This is a genomic window from Rheinheimera salexigens (genome assembly GCF_001752395.1).
GTDB lineage: Bacteria > Pseudomonadota > Gammaproteobacteria > Enterobacterales > Alteromonadaceae > Alishewanella > Alishewanella salexigens.
Map to the genome: position 1 here is coordinate 2,155,173 of NZ_MKEK01000001.1, position 20,057 is coordinate 2,175,229.

Consider the following 20,057-nt stretch of genomic DNA (forward strand, 5'->3'; position numbering starts at 1 on the left):
TAAGTATGCACAACTATTTATACATTATTAAGCTTTAAGCTCTTGAACGGCTAATGTGACCCGCTTAACCGAAATAGGATAAGCCGTGCCTAATTGCTGGGCATGCTGCGATACCTTTAATTCTTGTAACATCCAATAAATGGCTTGTACTGGCTCGGGCAAAATAGGTTTATCGGCATATTGGCCAACTAAACTTTGGTAAGCCTGATCTGCTTTTTCATATTCATACATTAATAACCGATCACGGTTTGGGTCAACCGGCAGTTTTTCTAAACGCTTTTGCATTGCCAGTAAATAGCGAATAATATCAGTTAATTTTGCCGCACCATGGGCACTAACAAAACCTTTAAATATCAGCTCATTTAGCTGTTGTTTAATATCACCTTGCGATTGCACATGGGCTAAGTCGACCCGGCCCTTTAGTTTCTTTTGAATGGCGTGAGCTAAGCTTAAAATTTGCTCGACTTGCAGTGCGATGCCTAACACCGTATCACCTAGCTCAGCTCTTACTTTCTCCCGCAGCACGGCAAACTCTTCAGCATCCGTCGGCATACTGCTTTGATTAATTAACGCATCAACCGCCGCAGAGATACAATCGTCTATTAGCTCTAATACCCGACCAAATGGATTAAAGTACAACCCCAACTTAGCTTGATTAGGCAAGGATTCTTGTAGGTATTTAACCGGTGATGGAATATTTAGCAGTAATAAGCGGCGCAAACCTAAACGGGTAGTTTGCTTAGCCAACATTGGGTTATCAAGCAGTTTAATGGCAACAGAATTACGCTCGTCCACTAACGCAGGAAAGGCTTTTATTTCATAGCCAGCTTGTACCTTAACGTACTCGCTTGGTAGCTTACCAAAGCTCCACTGTGTTAACTGCTGTTGCTCTATTCCCTGTTCGGCAACTTGGCTTAAGCTTTGTTGTACATCTCCTTGTAAACCTTGCTTTAATAAGTCTAATGAACGCCCTTGCTGCACAATATGGCCATGTTCATCGACCACTTTGTAATTCATTTTTAAATGCGTTGGGATACTGGCGAAATCCCAAGCCTCATCGGGGATAGTAATGCCCGACATGCGCTTAAGTCGCTGACTCATCGTGGCTAACAATGGCCCTTGATCTGGGCTGATGGTTTGCATTAAGGCATCAGCAAAGTTTGGTGCTGGTACAAAGTTACGCCGATACTGCTTGGGCAACGACTTAATTAACGCCACTAATAAATCGTGACGTAAGGCAGGAATAAGCCAATCAAATCCAGTATCTTCAACTTGGTTTAAAAGCGCCAGCGGAATTAAGACACTAATACCATCATCGGCTTCGCCGGGTGAGAAGTGATATTCAAGCGGCAAAATAAGGTTAGCTTGCTGCCAAGTTCCCGGAAATTTATCAGCGGTAATGTCACTGGCATCGCGGTTTAATAAATTGTCTAAACTGAAATTTAAATAGTGAGGTTCTTTTTTACGTTGGCCTTTCCACCATTTAGCAAAATCGATACGGTTATTAGCCCACAGTGGCACGCGTTGGCTATAAAATTCCGCTAGGGTTTCTTCATCAACTAAAATATCGCGGCGGCGTGATTTATCTTCAAGCGCCGTAACATTATCTACTAATTGTTGGTTAAAGCTTAAAAAGGCGTCATCCGTACCGAGCTCTTGATTAACTAAGGCTTCGCGAATAAAGATTTTATGGCAAGTGTGCTCGTCAATTTTACTAAACTGCACGGCTCGCTTTGCCACGATAATTAAGCCGTATAAACTGACTTGCTCGTAGGCAATAACCGCGCCGCGTTTTTTCTGCCAATGGGGTTCACTGTAACTGCGGTTAACCAAGTGTTGGGCTAAAGGCTCAACCCACTCTGGCTCTATTTTAGCCAAGGTTCTGGCATAGAGCCGACTGGTTTCAACCCATTCTGCGGCAACCACCCATTTTGGCTTGCGCTTAAATAACTGGCTACCGGGAAAAACATAAAACCGAGTTTGTCGTGGCCCCATGTAATCGGCATCGCTATCTTTAAAACCCACTTGGCCTAGTAAGCCACTTAATATCGATTGATGAATTGCGGCATAGTCGGCCGTTTGTTGGTTAAGCTTATAGCCCTGCTCTTGCATAAGTTGCTGCAATTGTGCGGTTAAGTCTTGCCATTCACGTACGCGTAAATAGTTTAAAAATTCTTGCTTACATAAACGCCTAAATTGATTACCACTTAATTCGGTTTGTTGCTGCTGTAAATATTGCCATAGCAATAACCAGCTGCTGAAATCGGAGTCGGCATTGGCAAAGCGAGCATGGAACTGATCGGCTTTTTGTTTTTTATCTAACGGCCGCTCACGCGGATCTTGAATAGACAACGCTGCAGCTAGCACTAACAATTCGGCTAAAGCTTGATTGTCGGCGCCAGCTAATACCATTCGGGCTAAACGTGGGTCTAGCGGCAATCGCGCCAGCTGCTTACCTAGCTCAGTTAAACTTAAGCTAGCTTTGGCTCGGTTAAGCGGTATTGCGCCCAATTCTTCCAGTAATTTAACACCGTCATTAATAAACCGGCTATCCGGTTTTTGCAAAAATGGAAAATCTTCAATATCGCCTAGGCCTAGCGCCAGCATTTGCATGATAACCGAGGCTAAGTTGGTTCTTAGTATTTCTGGATCGGTGAAGGCAGGTCTACCCAGAAAGTCTTCTTCGCTATATAAGCGTATACAAATACCGGCAGCAACCCGCCCACAACGACCTTGCCGCTGATTAGCACTCGCTTGGCTAATAGCTTCAATAGGCAGCTGCTGCACCTTAGAGCGGTAGCTATAGCGCGAAATACGCACGGTGCCGGGATCTATAACATATCGAATGCCGGGTACTGTTAATGAGGTTTCAGCGACGTTGGTAGATAACACGATGCGCCGGCCGGCATGGCTTTGAAATATTCTATTTTGCTCAGAGGCACTAAGGCGTGAATACAACGGCAGTATCTCGGTATGCGCTAAGTTACGTTTTTCTAGCGCATCGGCGGTATCACGAATTTCTCGCTCACCATTTAAGAATATTAATATATCTCCCGCCGGCTCTAAATATAGCTCGTCAACCGCATCAAAAATGGCTTGCAGTTGATCAACATCTTTATCGTCTTCATCGGCCATAGCCCGATAACGGGTTTCTACTGGAAAACTGCGGCCAGACACTTCAATAATAGGCGCATCAAAAAAATGCTTAGAAAAGCGCTCTGGATCAATAGTGGCTGAGGTAATAATAAGTTTTAAGTCTGGGCGCTTTGGTAACAACTGTTTTAAATAGCCCAGTAGAAAGTCGATATTTAAACTACGCTCATGCGCTTCATCAATAATAATGGTGTCGTATTGGTTTAAAAACCGATCTTGCTGAATTTCAGCCAGTAAAATACCGTCGGTCATTAATTTAATATGGGTTTTTTCGTTGGTATGATCACCAAAGCGAATTTTATAACCGACTTGCTGGCCGGGTTGGCAATTAAGCTCTTCGGCAATACGATCGCAGACACTGCGTGCCGCTAACCGCCGTGGCTGAGTATGACCTATCATACCGGCAATACCGCGACCTAACTCGATGCACATTTTAGGAATTTGTGTGGTTTTACCCGAACCAGTTTCACCGGCAATAATCACCACTTGGTGCGCTGCTATTGCAGCTTTAATATCAGCTTTTTTTTCTGATACTGGTAACTGGGCGGGATAAGTAATTTTAGGCACAGATAACGCACGTGCTTGGCGTTGTTGCATCGAGCGTGCGATGTCGTGAGAAATTCTGATTAGTTGCTGTTGTTGTTTATGTTGGTCGGGCTGTTTTTTACTGTTTTGCAGGCGGCGACGCAGCCGAAACTGATCTTTTAACAGACAATGCTCAAGTTGAGAAAATAATGTTGATGCTGATACTTCAGTCTTTACTTTATTCATTACTTCAGTCTTTACTTCTGTGGTGACTTTAGCTTTTTGTTCAGCGGTAGGTTTATCAGTTGCAGTCAAAACGGTGCCCTCGAATATAGAGGGCGCCATGCTATCAAGAGCAGGTGGTAAAAATCCAGCGTTATAGGCTTAACTTACTTTTCTGTAATGTGAATGCAGCTCTTTATCAATGGCAGCAAGGACATCTGAGCGCGAGATAATGCCAAGAATGCAGCCGTTATCATCAATTACTGGATATAACTTCGGTTTTGATTGCAGCATAAGCTGAGCTAAATCAATAATGTCGTCATAGGGCCTAACCGTTAACACTTCTGTTCTCATGGCTTCAGCGACCCGGCTAGATTGTTGATCATGGTAGGTAGACATTAACATTCGAGCTAAACAATCTTGCTCGGAAATAAAGCCTATAATTTTGTGCTGCAGATCAATAACAGGCCCACCCAACTGTTTAGCTTGGATTAAACGCGCTACTGCCATTTCTATTGGCATATCTGCGGTAAAGGTAACTGGGTGCCGATGCATATAATCGGCTACTTTTAATAACTCCATATGCCCCTCTCTGTATCCTATTAAGCAAAAAATGCGTAATGCAAAAACTGGATGAATGAGTCATAAACTCTTATTAAGCGTAGCCGAAATTATCTATATTGCGTGTGATAATTAGGTTATTTCGCTGAGTTAATTACTGCCCTGAACCAAAGATTTCACTAATAGGTGCTTTACCTTGGCTTTGCATCGCACGATACATACCTTCGGTATTAAATACCCAGCTTAACTCGCCTTTATAATCAACCACGATAACACCACCATCACCGCCAATTTGTTTTAATTCAGTTAGCACTTCATGTGCCGCTTCTGCTGCATTTTTGTTCTGATATTTCACCCGAGCACAAATATCTGCTGCCACTTGATAGCGAATAAAGTACTCGCCATGACCGGTAGCTGATACCGCACAGCTGGCATTATCAGCAAAGTTACCGGCGCCAATAATAGGAGCATCACCAATACGGCCGTACCGTTTAGCGGTCATACCGCCAGTAGACGTTGCCGCCGCTAAGTTACCTTGCTTATCAATAGCAACTGCGCCGACAGTACCCATCTTCCATGCTGGATCATAAGGAACATAAGCTTGATGGGGTACTGGCTCGATAGATTGCTTAGCTTTTTTTAAGGCTTCAAGTCTAAATTCAGTATCAAAATAGCTGTTTTGAACCTGCACTAAGTGTTGCTCTTGAGCAAACTGCTCTGCCCCTTTACCTGATAACATAACGTGCACAGACTTTTCCATTACTGCGCGTGCTAATAAAATAGGGTTTTTAACCGTGGTGACACTGGCCACCGCACCGGCGTTACGGTTACTGCCGTCCATAATAGAGGCATCTAACTCATGAGTTTCATCCCAAGTATACACAGCCCCTTTACCCGCATTAAACAAAGGTGAGTCTTCTAATATAATCACCGCTGCACTGACTGCATCTAGGCTACTGCCGCCGCGCTCTAATACTGCATAACCTTGGCTAACAGCATGTTTTAACGTGGCATGATAAGCACTTTCTTGCTCTGAGGTCATACTGCTACGCATAATCGTGCCGGCACCACCGTGAATAACGATACCTATAGGTGCTAAAGCGTTAGATACTTTGCCCGTTGCCTGTTGAGCTTGCTCTGCAACTGCACTAACTGATACCAGCAAACCTAAGGATAATAATAGCTTTTTCATAAGAGGTTCCATTTCGGCATTTGCTGCCGTGTTGTCTAGTTTTATATTGTGGAGATAAATGACAATACTGCTAAATAGGCTATTTTGCCAAGCATAAACAGTCCTAATAGCAAAAACTAACGGCAGTTTGTGGTATTGGTCTACACTTTATCTATAACCAGATTAAATTTATGCCGAGGTTTTTATGTGCATTAAGCTAATTCGCTACTGGTTGCTCGTTATCACGTCTATTACAGTGCTTACAAGTTGCCAATCGACCGACTATAAAGCCAATGTGTTACCGGCCACCAACTTATTGGTTGCTGATGAACAATTTCAAAATATCGCTAATACCCCCTTACATGCCATAGAGTCACCGACTGACATATTTTTACTGCCAGAAGAGGCAAAAGCTAAACTGCATCGATTAATCGCCACATATCGCTCCATGCCAGAACGCACCAAAGCAGTGCTTGAGTTTATTGTCTCATATGCCGACGATGGCCTGATTTATGATAACAGTGCCACCCGCACAGCAAGCGAAACCTTATACTACAGCAAAGCGAACTGTTTAAGCTTATCTATACTGGCCTATAGTTTATCTAAAGAAGTGGGTATGGATGCTAGTTTTCAAGATGTGCAAATACCTGAATATTGGACCAGCCAGCTCAACCAAACCTGGTTAAATGGCCATATAAATTTAAGGTTAAAACATCACAGACAAGTGGATGATGGCATTGGGATTGTGCTATTAGGTAGTGACTTTGTGGTCGACTTTGACCCTTATAGTTTAAAAAAACGCTTTAACAGCAATCCAATCTCTGAACAGCGTGTCGTAGCCATGTTTTATAACAATAAAGCCGCGATAGCTTTTGCTCAAAGTAATTATGCTCAGGCCTATGCCTACTATAAAGCGGCTATAAAAGCAGACTCACAGTTCGCGGTAACTTGGTCAAATTTAGGCATTTTATATCGAGTGCATAACTTAATGGATGTGGCCGAAAAAGCTTATCATCACAGCTTAGCGCTAGATCCAGACTCGATTAACACCTTATCAAACCTAGCCTATTTATATCAACGCACCGGTAAAGAAGTGTTGGCGGATCAGTTATTACAACAGGTGGTAAAACAGCGTGAAAACAATCCCTATTACTACTTAATGTTAGGCACTGAGGCGTATAAACAACAAGAGTTTAGACAAGGTATTAAGCACTTTGAAACCGCTTTAAGGCTAGAGCGTGATAATCATGAAGCCTATTTTGGATTAGCTAGAAGCTATTTTTCATTAAACCAATTAGGCATGGCAGAGCGCTATTTAACTAAAGCTAAACGTCATACATTTACTAAACAAGATAAACGCCGCTATCAACAAAAACTAAACGTGCTAAATCAAATAGCTAAAGCCAATTAGTAATCTCTTTCATCCGGTGCAAACCTTTATAAATTAATTGTGTTTGCACCTCGCAGATGCTTACCTATAATCAACACTACAACTAAGCCAATCAATACTAACAACTTAACCATACCTCTTCGTTAACTGCTTGTTGTTGTTTAATGATAATAGTGTTATCAATGTCAGGTAATTTTTAGCCTAAGATGCAATATATCGGCATGGCTTTGAATTATTACCGGCCTAAATTTAAAAGTGTCTTAGCAGATAAGTGAGTACAGAGTATAGTTTGGGGGTATTTGTGAGAATTAAAAAAATTCGTTACTGCTTGTTGGCTATGACAACTATGGCTCTAATCGCCGGTTGTCAAACTAGCGATATTTCAGCAATAAATAGCGTTAAAAATAATTTGTTAGTGGCGAATGAGCAATTTCAAAACAGTGCCAATACACCACTGCATAGTATTGAATCACCAGAGCAAATTTTTATATTGCCAGAAGAGGCTAAAGTAAAACTGCATGCATTAATGAATACGCATGTATCGGTACGTGAGCAAACTAAAGCCGTACTCGACTTTATTGTCTCTTATGCTGACGACGGCCTGATTTATGATAACAGTGTCACGCGTACCGCAAGTGAAACCTTACAATATAGTAAAGCTAACTGTTTAAGTTTATCTATTCTTGCTTATAGTTTAGCGCAAGAAGTGGGTATGGAAGCTAACTTTCAAGATGTGCACATCCCAGAATATTGGACCAGTGAGCTTAATCAAACTTGGTTAAATGGCCATGTAAATTTACGATTAAAGAAACACCGTAAAATTGATGACGGAACAGGAATATCGGTATTAATTAATAGCTTTATAGTCGACTTTGATCCCTATAGTTTAAAAAATAATTTTAAAACGACTGCTATCAACCAACAGCGTATTGTTGCTATGTTTTATAATAATAAAGCTGCGATAGCGGTTGCCGAAAATAACTACGCACAAGCTTATGCCTACTACAAGGCGGCTATTAATGCTGATGCCACCTTTGCTGTAACCTGGTCTAATCTTGGTATTTTATATCGCCAACATCATTTAATGGATTTAGCCGAGCAGGTTTATCAACACAGCTTAATGTTAAATCCTGATTCAATTAATACTTTATCAAACTTAGCTTACTTATATCAGCGCACGGGTAAAGAGGAATTAGCCAAAGCACTAGAGCAAAAAGTGCTGAAGCGCCGTGTAAACAACCCTTATTACTACTTAATGTTAGGCACTGAAGCCTTTGCACAGCAAAATTTTAGCAAAGGTATTACATTCTTTGAGAAGACTTTAGAGCTTGATCCAGATAACCATGAGGCCTATTTTGGCCTGGCTAAAAGCTATGTTTCATTAAACCAATTGGCGCAGGCAGAACGTTATTTGATAAAAGCTAAAAGCCACACTTCTACCGTGCAAGATAAGATTCAGTATCAAAGAAAGCTGTCGATTTTAAATCAGATAGCGAGAGTTGATTAAATATAACTATTTATACTAAGTTTAATCATTAGCACTAAGCAGGTTACTGCCTAGTGCTAAGCCCCTTTAAGGAATAACATACCTAACTGATACTAAATAATAACTGCCTGGCGTTGCTCATCAATGCCCATGCTTAATATGTACGGCATGGCTTCAGCTTGCGCTGCAACAAAGTCTTGTTTCGAACTTAAACCTTGCCAATTTATATCAATTAAACTTTGTGCCACTGCCCCACCTAAACTTCCCCCTGGGCCTAACAAGATAATATGCTCGGGTGCAAATTCTTTTACCGCCACTTGAAGCGCTAAAGAGAAGTTATAACTTTGGCAAACTTGATGCTGCAAAGTGTATTGCTGTAATTGCTCTGGGTTTTTAACATCGGCTGGCCAAATATGACCTCGACCATCGATAAGCGGTAAACTAGGGGCACTAAAATGCTGCGCAGGCCATTGCTGCAGCGCACTAGCAGATGCAGTTTGCATTAGTGAGGTGTGAAATCCGGCATGACCATTTAATAACATTGGAAATCTGTCATCGCATGGTGGTAACGCAGCGATAGCGGCAGATACAGCAGATTTGGTTCCCGCTAGCACTGCATAGCCGCCGTAATAAATGGACATAAATAACTCATCTTGATGTTGAGCTATTTGCGCATTAACTAATTGCTGACGCTCGGTACAAAATTGCCAGTTTTCATCCACTAATGGATAAATAAACTGGGCACCAGGTTCATTGGCAGTTAACTGCGCCATACTGCTAACAATTCTCATCGCCGTATTGGCGGACCATACATCAGCACAACCTAACGCGGTATACCAGCCCATTGAATTGCCCGTTAAGGCAACTAGCTCAAACTTATCGCGATTTATGGCTTTAAAATCGGTTATACCGGCAGCAAATATCAGTGCCGCCGCATTATCGGCTTTTAAATGTATTCGGCTGCTAAAATTCGCTTCACTATCCAATTCAGTGACCGTGCTTAGATTTAAATCTGCTCGAGTGTGATCAAGCTGGCTAATTAATGCTGCTTGTTTTGCTGCATACTTGGCTAAATATCCAAGCTCGGCTCTGTTGTAAGTACCACGACCGGGACATACCACTAATGCAGTCTTTTTCATGATAAATCCTCCTGCTGCACTAACTGTTTACCATCTTTTGATTCCGCTGGAGCTGGTGGCTGAGTAGAAGTCACTAATAAGCTTAATGCGTGGTCAATAATTTGTTGTTTAGAAGGTAATACGGCATAAGCGGCACTGCCTAGTGGGATAAAGCTATCTTCAGCACACAACCGGCGAATAGTAAAATGATTGGGTTTAGCTTCATGTAATGTCGTAAACAATTCTTCGCTTAGCGAGCCCCGCTTACGACATTCATCCACAATCAGTATCTGCTGACAATCGGCTAAGGCTGCTATAATTTTTTCTGTTTGCAACGGCACTAACACGCGTAAATCGAGGATGCGGATCTGATATCCTTGTGCGGTTAGCTCTTGCTCAGCTTGGCGACTTAAATAATAGCCATTGCCATAACTAATAATAGCCAACTCCTTACCCCGACCATAAACAGCAGGAGCACCAAACTCAGGCAAGATAGTATCGGGTGCCGGATAATTATGTAACCATAAGCCATCACCCGCAGAGCTAAGATCACGAGTCATATACAACGCTATAGGTTCAAGAAAGATCACTAAGCGCTTTTGCTCATGGGCTAACTGTACCGCTTGGCGTAATAACAACACCGCATCTTGACCGTTAGAGGGACAAAACACGATAACGCCAGGTATATCTCGAAATACTGCAAACGAATTATCGTTATGAAAGTGGCCGCCAAAGCCACGCTGGTAAGCTAAACCGGCAATGCGGATCACCATGGCATTAGAGTACTGACCATTAGAAAAAAACGGTAAGGTTGCCGCTTCACCGCGAATTTGATCTTCAGCGTTATGGACATAAGCTAAAAACTGGATCTCAGGAATTGCAATAAAACCCTGCTGCGCTAAGCCTATCGCCATGCCTAAAATGCTTTGCTCATCCAGTAACGTATTAATAACTCTGTTACTACCAAAGGCTTGGATCAAATGCTGAGTAACACCGTATACACCGCCCTTTTTACCAACGTCCTCACCAAATACCACCGCATTTTTAAATTGCGCTAATAAGTCATGCAGGGTCCAATTTAGTAATTTAGCTAAGTGTTGTGGCTTAGTTTGGTTATGCTGATCATAAGCAAACAGTTGCTGACGTGTTTGGCTGTCGGCAATAGCCGGTAGCGCAACGGCAGGCTTATGTGGCGCGATAGAGGCCATTACTTGCGCCGCAGTGGTTAGTTTAGGTTTAGTCACGGCAACGGCTGCCACTCGTACAATTTGCTGTTGCAAAGTATCCAGCTGTTTAAGCAGTTGTTCACGACTGATAATGCCTTTATCTAACAGTAACGCGGTACTAGCTAATAAGGGATCTAATTCTAATTCGTCAGCAATTTTATGCTTGCTGCGATAAGCCGCTTCGGTGTCTGCACCGGCATGGCCGAACAAGCGTACCGTTGATATATGTAGCAGTGCCGGTTTACGTGTAGTACGAACATAGTGTGCGGCACGGCAAGCTACGCTGTAGGTGTGGGCTAAATCTCTGCTGTCTGCGGCAAAATATTTTAGCGCCGGCCGATCAGCCAATGCTTGCTCAATCCAACCATTTGGTGTCGGCGTAGAAATCCCTAAACCATTATCTTCACAAACAAACAAAGCCGGCATTGGTACTTGTTGGTAAGCAGTCCAACTGGCGGCATTAATGGCGCCTTGTGCAGTAGAATGATTAGCCGATGCATCGCCAAAACTACACACCGCAATAGCATCGCTGGGCCAGCTACCTTCGAGTTGTAAGCGTCGACTTAAATCGATGGCCAGTGCCGCGCCCATGGCTTTGGGTAAGTGTGATGCTATGGTGCTCGTTTGTGGGGGGATATTTAGTGCTAAGCTGCCCAATACTTTGTGTCTGCCGCCAGATATAGGATCATCACTACTGGCACAGAATGACAACAGTAAATCGTAAATCGGCGTGCTACCGGGTAATTGTTTGCTACGTTCAATAAAAAATGCACCGCTGCGGTAATGTAAAAATGCCGGATCAGTTAATCGTAATGCAGCAGCAATAGCCGCATTTCCCTCGTGCCCCGCGCTACCTATAGTATAAAAGCTTTGGCCTTTAGCTTGTAATAAACGTGATTGTAAATCTAACAAGCGACTACAAAGTTGACTATGCCATAGTTGATGCAACACCGCATCGGATGTATCGGTTTGGCGCTGCCAGCTACTATCTGGTAACGCGTGATCGGTAATACGTTGGCGAAATTGCGCCACCCATGGATGAACTGGTTCGGTCATTCTATTCTCCCGCAGCATATTTTAATCACCGGCTAAGGTAAAAATATCAATAGCCGGTAATGGCAGCTTAAATTGCTAACCGGCGAAGGCAGCGATACCTGTTTGTGCGCGACCTAATATCAGTGCGTGCACATCATGCGTACCTTCGTAAGTGTTAACCGCCTCTAAATTCATCACGTGACGAATAACATGGAACTCATCAGCGATACCATTACCGCCATGCATATCACGGGCAACTCGGGCTATATCCAACGCTTTACCGCAGGAATTACGTTTAATTAAAGAAATAGTTTCCGGTGGTAATAGATTTTGGTCCATCAAACGACCGGCTTGTAAGCAACTTAATAAACCAATGCTAATGTCGGTTTGCATATCGGCTAGTTTTTTCTGAATAAGCTGGTTTGCCGCTAATGGCCGGCCAAACTGATGCCGATCTAGCGTATATTGCCGCGCAGCATGCCAACAGAATTCTGCCGCACCTAATGAGCCCCAAGCAATGCCATAACGCGCCTTGTTTAAACAACCAAAAGGACCTTTTAAGCCACTGACATTAGGTAGCAGTGCATCGTCAGCAACTTGCACATTTTCCATCACAATTTCACCGGTAATAGACGCCCGCAGTGAAAACTTACCTTCAATTTTTGGTGCACTCAGTCCTGGCATACCTTTATCTAAAATGAAGCCTCTAATAACACCTTCAAGCTTAGCCCAGACCACAAATACATCAGCGATAGGTGAGTTAGTGATCCACATCTTGCTGCCATTAATAATGTAACCGCCAGCATTCTTTTTCGCTGTGGTACGCATACTGGCAGGATCAGAACCAGAATCTGGCTCAGTTAAACCAAAACAGCCTACCCACTCACCTGAAGCAAGCTTAGGTAAGTATTTCATCCGCTGTGCTTCACTGCCATATTCATAAATAGGATGCATCACTAAAGACGATTGCACACTCATAGCACTACGATAGCCACTATCTACGCGCTCAACTTCACGGGCAACTAAACCGTAACAAACATAGTTCACATCAGAGCCACCATATTTTTCAGGTAAAGTGGCGCCCAATAAACCAAGCTCACCCAGTTCGGTCATTATCTCACGATGAAAGTGCTCATTACGGTTTGCTTGTAGCACCCGTGGCATAAGTTTCTGCTGGCAATATTGATGCGCAGTATCACGGATCATGCGTTCTTCTTCGCTTAACATAGCTGAAAATTGAAATGGGTCTTGCCAATCAAAATGGGCACGGGTCATAGCTAATTCCTTAATCAAACTAAACAAATATTAAACTCTGTAGCCACAATAGCCTGCTTTGATGTACAGTTAAACTATAATAATACTGTATCAGGTATAGCTTTAAACTATGGATGTAAGACAACTTAGTTATTTTGTCGCGGTATATGAACAAGGTAGTATTAGCGCAGCAGCGCGGCAATGCTGTATTACTCAACCTTCACTATCAACCGCAATCCGTCAATTAGAACAAGAGCTTGGCGTAATTTTATTTACTCGTCTACCTAAGGGAGTATCTCCTACTGACGATGCAGATAAGCTATATGGTCATGCAGGGCGTTTAATTAGTCAGGTGAACTCAATCAAGGCCAGCTTTGTACAGCCGGTGAAAAAGGTGCAGTTCAAGTTAGGCTTAATAAGGGCATTAGGCGTAGAGCGAATGAGCCAATTACTGCGCGAATTTAGCTTATTAGTTGATGGTTTAGAGTTACATTTAGTTGAACCGACTGAACAATGTGACGCCAGAATTATTACTGCAGCTCAGTTAAATGCTGGAGAAGTGTTCGAGCCTATTTGGCATGACAGCTATATGCTGGCGATCCCTCCAGCTTCACCCCTAATGTTAAAATCGTCAATTGCCCTTGCTGACTTTGAAAACTTAGCACTAATTAAGCGTACACCTTGTGATGCTTGGAATAGCTTGTACCCTGAGTTAGGTCGTCGAAATATTAAACCTGATATTCGAGCGGATATTCAAACCATTGAATATGCATTGGGCTTAGTGTCAGCAGGTATAGGCTGTGCCCTAGTACCCGATTTTTATAACTTGAATCAACGCAGCGATGTGCTCTTAAAGAATATTGATGAATTGGCTTTACAGCGCACCATTGGCTTAGCGTACCGACGCACCAACGACACTCAGCCTTTAAAAATATTAATCCAGTTATGTCTACATACGGTCAACATAGCACCAACATCACTGCAGTTTACGCCTGGTGATACAGACTAATTTGGCCACAACCTTACGTATATAGCCAAGTTGCTGCTACAATAGCGAGTATAATTTATTGTTTTAAATATACTAATTGGTCTGTTATCGCTATGACAACTGAAGCAAGCTTATACTTTTATGACTATGAAACTTGGGGTGCCGATCCTAAACGTGACCGTCCAGCACAATTTGCTGGCATTAGGACTGATTTAGACTTAAATATTATTGCTGAGCCTGATAATTGGTATTGTCAGTTAGCTAATGATTACCTCCCTCACCCGCAAGCGGCACTTATTACCGGTTTAACCCCGCAACTATGTAATAAAAAAGGCTATGCTGAAACTGAGTTTATGGCAAAAATTCTGCAACGTTTTAGCCAAGAAAATACCTGCGTATTAGGCTATAACAGCTTACGTTTCGACGATGAAGTGACACGACATAGTTTATTTCGCAACTTTTACGAGCCGTACGGTCGTGAATGGCAAAACGGCAATAGCCGGTGGGATATTATTGATATGGTGCGAGCTTGCTATGCCCTTAGACCCGAAGGGATAAACTGGCCGTTACGCGAAGATGGTACCCCTAGCTTTAAATTAGAATTAATAAGTAAAGCAAATGGTTTAGCGCATGAACAAGCGCATGATGCGTTATCGGATGTTTATGCCACTATTGGCTTGGCTAAGTTGATTAAACAACAACAGCCTAAGTTGTATGATTACTTGTTTAATCTACGTAAAAAATCAGCAGCCGCAGCCTTAATTGATGTTGCCGGTATGACACCTTTAGTTCATGTATCGTCAAAGTTTCCTGCTCAACAAGGCTGTGTTAGTTGGATAGTGCCATTGGCATTTCATCCCACCAATAAAAATGCGGTAATTTGCTATAATTTACAGTCAGATCCAACCCCCTTATTAGCTGATGATATTGCCACTCTACAGAAGAAACTGTATACCAAAACGATCGATTTAGCAGAGAACGAGCAACGTTTAGGCTTAAAGCTGATTCATATCAATAAATGCCCAGTATTATCCCCTGCTAAAACTCTTAGCGAGGCCAGAGCCACAGAATTAGGTATTGATCGCGCGCAGTGTTTACAGCATTTAGACTGGTTACGCCAACATCGTGAGGTACAGGATAAAGCTGTTCAAGTGTATCAGCAACTCGAAGATTACCCTGTTGAAAGCAATCCAGACTATCAATTATACAGCGGCTTTATTAGCAATAGTGACAAAACTAAAATGCAGCAATTACATGAGCTGTCTGCTGAACAACTCGCCGTTTCTGCGCCAGTATTCAGTGATGATCGCCTAAATAAGCTGATATTTGCTTACCGAGCGCGTAATTACCCTAATAGTTTAAACGACAGCGAGCAGCAAAAGTGGCAGCAATACCGTACTGATAAAATTATGCATGGTATTGATCAGCCCAACTTAACTATGGAAGAGTTCAGCCTGGTATTAGAGAATTTAGCCCATGAACACAGTGATGATGAAGCTAAAATGAAAATTTTAAAGGCGTTATATTTATACGTGCAGAGTATGTAAACTAGGATTTAGAAATATAGATAAGGCCCCTTACTAGGGGCTTTTTTTATGGGTAAACGTATGAGTTCAGCCTGCTCGAGGAGTTCACCAGCCGATGAACTAATGCAAAAAAGCCCCTACAATTCTATTGAGTAGCGGTGCCCTGCACACTTCGGGCCGCCGCGTACGGCGTTCAAAAATGTTCCTGACATTTTTTTCGCATGGGATCGCCCTGCTCGAGGGGTTGACCAACCCGTATTGCCAATACAAAAAAGGCCTANCTGTCAAGCGTCTTTTTAAAAGATTTTTGACTCGCTGCATAAGCCGCTTGGAGAACCGTTACTGCGTATCCCCGTTGGCATGGCGCGCATTATAGAGCGTTTTAAACCATGCGCAAGCGCTTATGGCAGAAATATTACGATAGTTGGATCGTTCGCGCAAAGTTTAATCAATGCGCTTAAATATCATCCTTTTTAGGCTGCCGCTTTACGATTATTATATTCTTTAACCATTAATTGCATTTGTTCGTCATTATATGGCGTCAGATTACTTAATATCATCCGCTTTTCACCTTTACCTATAACTACACCCGCCGAGACTAAGCAAAACTCTAAAATTACATTACCGCGCTTACCTTCCACTGTCAGGGTTGAGTTTGATAATTGCAATTCCACTTTCTGTTGTGGCAGCTGGCTAAATTGTAATGACATACTCTCATATATGACTAATGGTCGCGCTGGATTGATCATGACTTGATGCTTCTGCATTAATGGCTGCAATATATAAGGGAAGTTTTGGCCAGAGAAACGAACATAATCTTTGATTAGCGGATCTATAATAGCGGGGTCATCAAATACGGCACCATTTCTTGTTATAGATAAGTAAGGTTTACCTTGTTGATCGATAACAGTGCGTACATTGTTTTCTTGCTTGGTGCATAACAAGGTGTCTGCTGCGACCATTCCCGAAAAATGACATGTCATCTGCTCGCTTATTCCATACTTAGTAAGTAAGTAAGAGAACATCAAATCCCCTGGCACACAAAAGCGTTTTGCATCTTCGTCATGCAAAGGATTAAAGTCCGTGGCAACTTTCTTCGCAAACTCACTAGATTGCTTACGGCTAAAGCTAAAACCAGACTCTGTTTGAGTTACATACTGATCAATTAACATCTACTACCAACTTAATCTATTAACATCGCCACATAATACCTGTTTTTACCTATTTAATGGTCTAACAAGTGGTAATTAGTTTGTTTCAAACTATTCCTAACTGAACTTAACGGCTCTAAGCCAGCGTTTATCTGCAGTACCTACGATTTTTCGGCTATTTATGGAATATATTATGAATAAAAGTGCTTGCTTTTTATTCAACCCAACACTACTGTATATTCATACACTGTACAAATAACCATGCAGGAAATAAAATGAATTACTTATTAGATTTGCCCCAGGTCGCCACTGATGATGTCGCTAAATGTGACAGCCCTCTACTAACGCCTCTGACGCCATTTAATCCAGTAGCTAATCGTAATATTTCACAACAGCAACGAATGTTGATGCAATTAATCCAACAACATCAAGCACAGGCTGGTTGGATAGTTCTACTGGCACCTAGCCCGCAAGTAATTAAACTGCTTGCTAACGTTGAGCAATTACCTCTACATAAAGTGTTAGTCATACATAAAAAGCAGTTGGCAAACTTAACTACAGTTATCGATACCGCGTTAACGTCAGGAAATTGTAAAGTGGTGATTAATTGCGGTCAGCCTTTAACAGACAATATTGATCATGAATGTCAAAAGTTAGCAGCACAACATCATGCCTGGTTTTACCAATTGGATAACCTGTGCCAACGACTTAATCCGCATTAAATAAGGGCAATAGACTATTGCTGACATTTTACTTAGCGTAAAATAACCAGTTTTAAGTTTCAGGAGCTTTTTGTGCAGTGTTATTGCGGATCTAAACAAACATTCTCACAGTGTTGCCAACCTTTTATTAAACACGTTAAACCGGTAGAAAACTGTGAGCAGTTAATGCGTTCGCGCTATAGTGCCTATTGTCTTAAAGATGCCGCTTATATTTATGCTACCAATCATCCTAGTATGCAAGCAGATAACTCTTTGCAGCAAATTACTGATTTTGCTAATACGAGTCATTTTATTAATTTACAGGTATTTTGCAGCAAACAAGATAACACAGTGGGCAGCGTGCAGTTTATGGTCAGCTATTTACAAGGAAATGTGTTAGTGACGTTTACTGAAACTTCTCGTTTTGTTTTTGAGCAGAATTGGTTATATACCGCCGGTCAATTAATTGAGCAACCAACCGTAAAAATTGGTCGTAATGATTTATGTCCTTGTGGTAGTAAAAAGAAGTTTAAACAATGTCTGTTCCATTTACTTTCCGGTAGCCTTAATTAATACTTATACGATAGGTTATTCATAAACTTATACATAAGAGTATATATAAATAGTTAGGCAGCTTCTGCTTGATGCAATTTTTCTAATACTTCGTATAACGCTGTAGCATCAGCTTTTGGTTTTTGTAATGGCTGCGATGCCGTTAAACGACGCTTGCTATGCACATCTAAACTTTGCCATAACTCTATTGGCAGTTTGTTCTTGTCATCTTTATACACTATAGGCTCTGGTTTTAAATAACCAAACAGCTTTACTTGGGTTAATCCAGATTGCTGTACCGCTTGTGCATACTCAGCAATTAAGTTTTCGTCATCATCTTGCCAGGCAAATGAACGTTGTGAACGTATATTGAGTTGCTGTTGCAGTTTACTACTCGGTTCTAGTTGTACCGGACTGTCTGGGGTAAAAAACTCAGCATTCTCTTCCACGGCTGTTGACAGCAAAGCGAGAAATAAAGAAAAGTCAGCTTGATGCTTATTTTGTAATGCGACATTTAAGCACGAGTCGAGCTGCCACTCATTAATTATTGGGTTCATATTGGGCTTTTTTTATGGCTGTTGTCGCTTTTATCGGCAGTCAGACAAAAAAGTTTAGTAAAATACTTTACATCAAAATTAAATTTGATAAGATGCTGCGCACTCGTGGAGGGGTTCCCGAGTGGCCAAAGGGATCAGACTGTAAATCTGCTGGCACTGCCTTCGAAGGTTCGAATCCTTCCCCCTCCACCATTCTTTCTTAAGTTAATAGTTGCTAATAGCAGTTATTAACTGCAGTTAATACACTCTTCAACTACATTTTTTATATACCTTACGCCATCTGAAATACTCTTCTTGCAATAAGCTCTTAGCTAAAAACATAAACATTCTTTAGATTTTGTATACTCTGTATAACAGAATTCAAAAGCAGAGCTTCCTTGCTCTTAGCTTATTAGCCATTAATTCCTTAAAAACTTTCATCCTTAGATACAATTTACGGATTGTTTTTACTGTTTCTTTAATTCGTGTGCTGTAATTGTTGGTCTAGTTCAGTAGCTAAACTACTGGCCCCAATGCGCATAGTTGCACTAGTCGCGATTTTGCCCGTAATTTGTTCGTATAGTTGAATTAAATTAATAGCTTGTTCAACTGTACGCACACCACCAGATGCTTTAAAGCCTACCGTTCTATCGGCGGCAGCTATCACCGTCAGCATTATTCTTGCCGCTTCCTCACTGACACCAAAGGTTACTTTTCCTGTTGAGCTTTTAACGAAGTCTGCGCCACATTGAATCGCTAGCTCTGTTGCCTTTGCAACTTGTTGCGCCGTAATTAACTCACCTGATTCAATAATAATTTTTAAGCACAGTTCACCACAGGCTTGGCGAATATCATATAAAAAGCTTGTTACCGCACCATGCTCACCGCGCATTAATGCTTTATATGGTAATACACAATCTATTTCAGTTGCTCCCGCTTGGATAGCATGCTCGATTTGTTCACAAACCGTATCCGTTGCTAGGTCACCTGTAGGAAAATTGACCACAGTTGCTATCTGGGCTGAGCCTAGTAGTGTATTGTGCTGCAACAATGCAGGTAAATATTCTGGATAAACACAATAAGCGGCATAAGCTAATGTCGGTAAGGTTGTAAGCCAATCATTAAAAGCCGAAATATTGTCGGCATCGTCTAATCTTGTTATATCAATCAACTTAACCAGTTGTTGTAACCGCAGTGAATTTTTCATTTAGGGTGTCCAATTATTATGCAGCACTGCTGGCTGTCTTATGTAAGCTCATTATTTCAAGCGCTGAGCAGCTTAAAATAAACTGTTGGTAAAAGCAAAATAGCCAAATTAAAAATAAACCAAAATAATTTAAAATAAATTGAATCTTTTATTCTATGCGCAGTCTATTAGTTAGTAGTAATTCACAATCTCCCTACTGATGTCCTTGTTTAGTCGCCAACCCTTTGTTGGCGACTTTTTTTTATTGAAATTTCA

At 41.8% G+C, this 20,057-nt stretch carries 15 protein-coding genes and 1 tRNA gene; 7 read left to right on the top strand and 9 right to left on the bottom strand.

The genetic code is table 11. The features are described 5' to 3' along the window. Positions 1-27: 27 nt before the first annotated feature. From hrpA to BI198_RS09850, 3 genes are all read right to left on the bottom strand, one after another. On the bottom strand, positions 28-3,993 hold the full coding sequence (gene hrpA / locus BI198_RS09840) for an ATP-dependent RNA helicase HrpA (RefSeq protein WP_235605301.1): 3,966 nt from the start codon (positions 3,991-3,993) through the stop codon (positions 28-30). Positions 3,994-4,062: 69 nt separating this feature from the next. Continuing rightward, on the bottom strand, positions 4,063-4,482 hold the full coding sequence (locus BI198_RS09845) for a CBS domain-containing protein (RefSeq protein WP_070049398.1): 420 nt from the start codon (positions 4,480-4,482) through the stop codon (positions 4,063-4,065). Positions 4,483-4,615: 133 nt separating this feature from the next. Continuing rightward, complete coding sequence (locus tag BI198_RS09850) at positions 4,616-5,653, bottom strand: isoaspartyl peptidase/L-asparaginase family protein (RefSeq protein WP_201243472.1); 1,038 nt, start codon at positions 5,651-5,653, stop codon at positions 4,616-4,618. Between the two features lie 184 nt (positions 5,654-5,837). On the opposite strand from BI198_RS09850, the gene BI198_RS09855 reads away from it, so the two are divergent. Together BI198_RS09855 and BI198_RS09860 are read left to right on the top strand one after the other, a co-directional pair. Then, positions 5,838-7,043, top strand: a complete 1,206-nt coding sequence (locus tag BI198_RS09855; RefSeq protein ID WP_070049400.1) for a tetratricopeptide repeat protein — start codon at positions 5,838-5,840, stop codon at positions 7,041-7,043. Positions 7,044-7,323: 280 nt separating this feature from the next. Beyond that, the gene (locus BI198_RS09860; protein ID WP_141728867.1) at positions 7,324-8,529 is read left to right on the top strand and encodes a tetratricopeptide repeat protein; all 1,206 of its coding nucleotides are present in this window, start codon (positions 7,324-7,326) and stop codon (positions 8,527-8,529) included. A gap of 92 nt (positions 8,530-8,621) precedes the next feature. Here BI198_RS09860 and BI198_RS09865 read toward each other — a convergent pair whose 3' ends face one another. The 3 genes from BI198_RS09865 to BI198_RS09875 form a co-directional block, all read right to left on the bottom strand. Then, positions 8,622-9,647: a malonyl CoA-ACP transacylase gene (locus tag BI198_RS09865; protein ID WP_070049402.1), complete on the bottom strand. Its 1,026-nt coding sequence runs from the start codon at positions 9,645-9,647 to the stop codon at positions 8,622-8,624. Next, positions 9,644-11,908, bottom strand: coding sequence for a thiamine pyrophosphate-dependent enzyme (locus BI198_RS09870; protein ID WP_083256596.1), 2,265 nt, complete (start codon positions 11,906-11,908; stop codon positions 9,644-9,646). Before BI198_RS09870 ends, BI198_RS09865 begins: the two co-directional genes overlap by 4 nt. Before the next feature lie 75 nt (positions 11,909-11,983). Continuing rightward, positions 11,984-13,162, bottom strand: coding sequence for an acyl-CoA dehydrogenase (locus BI198_RS09875; protein WP_070049403.1), 1,179 nt, complete (start codon positions 13,160-13,162; stop codon positions 11,984-11,986). Between the two features lie 109 nt (positions 13,163-13,271). Here BI198_RS09875 and BI198_RS09880 point away from each other — a divergent pair, with 109 nt between their 5' ends. After that, entirely contained in the window at positions 13,272-14,150 is an 879-nt protein-coding gene (locus BI198_RS09880) for a LysR family transcriptional regulator (protein WP_070049404.1), read from the top strand. Between the two features lie 92 nt (positions 14,151-14,242). Further along, positions 14,243-15,676: an exodeoxyribonuclease I gene (sbcB, locus tag BI198_RS09885; protein WP_070049405.1), complete on the top strand. Its 1,434-nt coding sequence runs from the start codon at positions 14,243-14,245 to the stop codon at positions 15,674-15,676. A 452-nt stretch (positions 15,677-16,128) separates the two neighbouring features. On the opposite strand, the gene BI198_RS09890 is transcribed toward sbcB, so the two are convergent. After that, positions 16,129-16,827, bottom strand: coding sequence for a DUF3581 family protein (locus BI198_RS09890; protein ID WP_070049406.1), 699 nt, complete (start codon positions 16,825-16,827; stop codon positions 16,129-16,131). A 254-nt stretch (positions 16,828-17,081) separates the two neighbouring features. Between BI198_RS09890 and BI198_RS09895 the strand changes: the two genes are divergently transcribed. Both BI198_RS09895 and BI198_RS09900 read left to right on the top strand, forming a co-directional pair. Next, a complete protein-coding gene (locus tag BI198_RS09895) occupies positions 17,082-17,528 on the top strand; it encodes a SulA-like leucine-rich domain-containing protein (RefSeq protein WP_070049407.1) in 447 nt (148 codons plus the stop codon). Positions 17,529-17,600: 72 nt separating this feature from the next. Then, a complete protein-coding gene (locus BI198_RS09900; RefSeq protein ID WP_070049408.1) occupies positions 17,601-18,080 on the top strand; it encodes a YchJ family protein in 480 nt (159 codons plus the stop codon). Between the two features lie 53 nt (positions 18,081-18,133). Here the strand turns inward: BI198_RS09900 and BI198_RS09905 are convergent, their stop codons facing one another. After that, the gene (locus BI198_RS09905; RefSeq protein WP_070049409.1) at positions 18,134-18,616 is read right to left on the bottom strand and encodes a VC2046/SO_2500 family protein; all 483 of its coding nucleotides are present in this window, start codon (positions 18,614-18,616) and stop codon (positions 18,134-18,136) included. Positions 18,617-18,723: 107 nt separating this feature from the next. Between BI198_RS09905 and BI198_RS09910 the strand changes: the two genes are divergently transcribed. Next, positions 18,724-18,808, top strand: a tRNA-Tyr gene (locus tag BI198_RS09910). 265 nt (positions 18,809-19,073) lie between these two features. On the opposite strand, the gene deoC is transcribed toward BI198_RS09910, so the two are convergent. Next, positions 19,074-19,802, bottom strand: a complete 729-nt coding sequence (gene deoC, locus BI198_RS09915) for a deoxyribose-phosphate aldolase (protein ID WP_070049410.1) — start codon at positions 19,800-19,802, stop codon at positions 19,074-19,076. Between the last annotated feature and the right edge of the window lie 255 nt (positions 19,803-20,057).